Origin of the sequence: Bacillus cereus group sp. N21, from assembly GCF_016483395.1 — a bacterium.
Taxonomy (GTDB): Bacteria; Bacillota; Bacilli; order Bacillales; family Bacillaceae_G; genus Bacillus_A; species Bacillus_A pseudomycoides.
Genome location: NZ_JAEHBX010000158.1, coordinates 1 through 3,439, shown reverse-complemented (window position 1 = coordinate 3,439; position 3,439 = coordinate 1). Strand labels below are relative to the sequence as shown.

The window sequence follows — 3,439 nt, the reverse complement described above, 5'->3', positions numbered from 1 at the left end:
ACCGGAACCATCTTTTAAGTGCCTAATTTTTAAAGGTCTTTTTATTAAACTGTCCATTTTATAGGGTACAGTTCAATTGTTACCTCTTTTATTAGCCACTTTATTAAGTGCCTGTCAACAGAACGATAAAGAAGAAGCAAAAAGTGAAGAATCAAAAGTTATGGACACTATTATGGAAACGGTAGATGAAAAGGACTTCCTTAGTGCCTCCATGAGCGATACACCAAGAACAGTAGACCTAGAAATAGCGGATACTGTAAATACAAGTAAGTTAAAAAAAGAGATTAACACTCAATTAAAGAATCAAGATATTAGACCATATACAATTAATGTGAGTCAGAGAAATATGGACACTGTAAAGAAAGAGAGGCGATGGAGCGAAGTTTATAGTTCTATTTTTGATGAAGTGTTTACCAAAAATGGATACAAAGGTCTTGGAATTCAGCAAGTTAATTTCGAATCGAACCAACCTATTACTCTTGCTATACATACTACAATAAATAATTCTGATCCAGAATCCAAAGAGTTTGGAAAGAAAATAGAAAAGGAAGTTGATGATTTACTTAAAACAAAGAAAGTAAAACAATGGATTGAAAACGACTCATATACTATTGAAATTTATAGTCAAGATAAACAAAAACTCAACTGATATGTCAATACGGATACCTAAAAAAAAGACGCTACTAAACTAAAAAGACTAGGAAAATATTATATCCTAGTCTTTTTAACTTATACTATTTTATTTCTATATTAGGGGTCACCATACATGCCCATCAACTTAAGAATTTTATACGCCCCCAAAACGAAAAAAATAAGCTGAATGGTCACAAATAATTGTAGAGAGATAAAAATTTTCGTTTAGAGGGTACTTCATAACTTTAGATTGATAGTGATTGGGGGATACTCCTTATGAAAAATGCTTGATTTAAATAAATCCATTATGTTACAAAAAATCATTATCAAAATGATTTTCACAAACATTTTCGAAAATTGTACCGTGCACTTTTTATTCTTTTATTCGAATCTACTTTTTACTTGCCAGCACTGATGCTCCTTTTACCTCAAAAAAACAAAAACCCCTCAGACAAGCTGAGAAGTATATTAAAATCAAAACTCGTTATTCTGTTTTGCTGTTAGTTCTTTTAATCATTTGTTATTATTCTTTAGAATAGGTCTAAAAGATCATCAAATTTCTCTATAACTTGATCATATTCACCTACATTTCCAAAACCGTAATTTGCGTAAACAAAAGGGATACCCGCATACCTAGACGCATTTAGATCACTCTCTGTGTCTCCAACATAAACAGGTTTCGAAAGGTTATTTCTTTCAATTATTAATTTGATATTGTCTCCTTTTGTAAGGCCTGTTCTACTAGGGACTTCATAATCTAAAAAGTAATTCTCAAGTTGATGATAACGGAAAAATCCCTCAATATAACCCTGTTGACAATTACTAACGATAAAAAGTTTATATTTCTTAGAAAGGTTATATAGTACATCTTTCACGTTTGCATAAAGAACTCCACCGTGTTCCTCTATATATTTGCCTTCAATCTCAAAGCACTGTTTAATTATTTGTGTTCGAGTGTCTAAATCTAAGTTTGGAAATAACTTACTACTTATGTCGTCCATTTGAAGTCCCATAGTACCTTCGAAGTCTTTTCTTGTTAATTTCTTTTCTACTTGCTTATTTTCCTCAACTATACTATTCCATGCAAGTAGTACAGTGTTTATAGAATCCCAAATAGTTCCATCCAAATCGAAAATTATGCTATCCATATGTATGTCCTCCCTATCATTTATAACATATACGTACCAAACTCAGCTCAATCAATCTCTGTAATTCCTATATATGTAAATTTTATCACAAACACACACTTTTTAAATGGGATAGAAGGAGTAATTGTGACATGAAGTGCAAAATAATCCACAAAAAATGTAATAATACAACCGATTTGCTATTATCGGGGTTCAGTCACATTACCACCAAGAGCTAAAGAAAATTTGTATCCATAAAACGAAAAAATCGCTATTCTTTTTGTAGAAATATGCAGAAAGGGTGGAGTTTTTTATGAATCTTTCGATTCAAAGTGAACTACAATTATTTGCTGAAGAATTATATGAGCATCTTACTCCTTCATTTTTAGAAAATCTTGCTAGAGAACTAGGTTTTGTACAACGAAAACGTAAGTTTTCAGGGCATGATTTAGCTACTATCTGTGTTTGGATTAGTCAACGGGTAGCGAGTGATTCTTTAGTACGACTATGTAGTCAACTTCATGCTGTTACAGGAACAATCATGAGTCCAGAAGGACTTAATAAACGTTTCAATAAAAAAGCTGTTTGCTTTTTAAAACACATTTTTTCTACATTACTAAAAAGTAAAATTTGTGAAACATCAGCGATTCCAAGCTCTTCAATCGCTTATTTTCAACGAATTCGTATTTTAGATGCAACGATTTTCCAGGTACCAAAGCATTTAGCTAGTGTGTATCCTGGATCAGGTGGTTGTGCTCAAACAGCGGGTATAAAAATCCAGTTAGAATATGATTTACATAGTGGCCAGTTTTTAAATTTCCAAGTGGAACCAGGGAAAAATAATGATAAAACCTTTGGAACAGAATGTTTAGCAACATTACGTCCTGGTGATCTATGTATTCGGGATTTAGGCTATTATTCACTGGATGATTTAGATCAAATGGACCAACGTGGCGTGTATTATATATCACGGCTCAAATTAAACAATAGGGTGTATATAAAAAATGAATTTCCTGAATACTTTCGAAATGGGACAGTAAAAAAACAGTCTCAGTACATCAAAGTTGATTTAGAAAACATTATGAATACCTTAAAACCAGGGCAGGTCTATGAAATAAAAGATGCTTATATTGGAAAGGATAAAAAACTATTCACTAGGGTGATTATGTATCGATTAACAGGAAAACAACTTCGTGAACGTATGAAAAAACAAGTGTATACGGAAAGCAAAAAGGGAATTACGTATTCAGAAAAAAGCAAAAGATTAGCTGGCATGAACCTGTATGTTACCAATACACCTTGGGAGATTGTTCCGATGGAACAAATACATGATTTTTACTCTCTCCGCTGGCAAATAGAAATCATCTTTAAAACTTGGAAATCTCTATTTCAAATTCATCATTGGAAAAATATCAAACAAGAGCGATTAGAATGTCATGTTTATGGAAAGCTTATTGTCATTTTTCTATGTTCTTCTACTATGTTTAAGATGCGACAATTAATTTTACAAAAGAAGAAACAAGAATTAAGTGAATATAAAGCAATTGGAATGATTCAAGATCATTTACACATTTTATATCAATCCATACAACAAAACACCCAAGAAACATACTAAGATTAGTAGTGCAGACCAAGGCATTGGTTCGCACTACTATTTTTTATATAGTAGAAGTGAAGAA

The 3,439-nt window shown here is 32.0% G+C and carries 2 protein-coding genes and 1 pseudogene; 2 read left to right on the top strand and 1 reads right to left on the bottom strand.

Annotated elements, in window-relative coordinates; all coding sequences use genetic code 11:
- Positions 1 to 76: 76 nt before the first annotated feature.
- On the top strand, positions 77 to 649 hold the full coding sequence (locus tag JDS96_RS30055; RefSeq protein ID WP_199669037.1) for a DUF4030 domain-containing protein: 573 nt from the start codon (positions 77 to 79) through the stop codon (positions 647 to 649).
- 514 nt (positions 650 to 1,163) lie between these two features.
- Here the strand turns inward: JDS96_RS30055 and JDS96_RS30050 are convergent.
- Complete coding sequence (locus JDS96_RS30050; RefSeq protein WP_002139669.1) at positions 1,164 to 1,781, bottom strand: HAD family hydrolase; 618 nt, start codon at positions 1,779 to 1,781, stop codon at positions 1,164 to 1,166.
- A gap of 292 nt (positions 1,782 to 2,073) precedes the next feature.
- On the opposite strand from JDS96_RS30050, the pseudogene JDS96_RS30045 reads away from it, so the two are divergent.
- Positions 2,074 to 3,366: pseudogene (locus JDS96_RS30045) on the top strand (IS4 family transposase); the annotation flags it as partial.
- Positions 3,367 to 3,439: the final 73 nt, after the last annotated feature.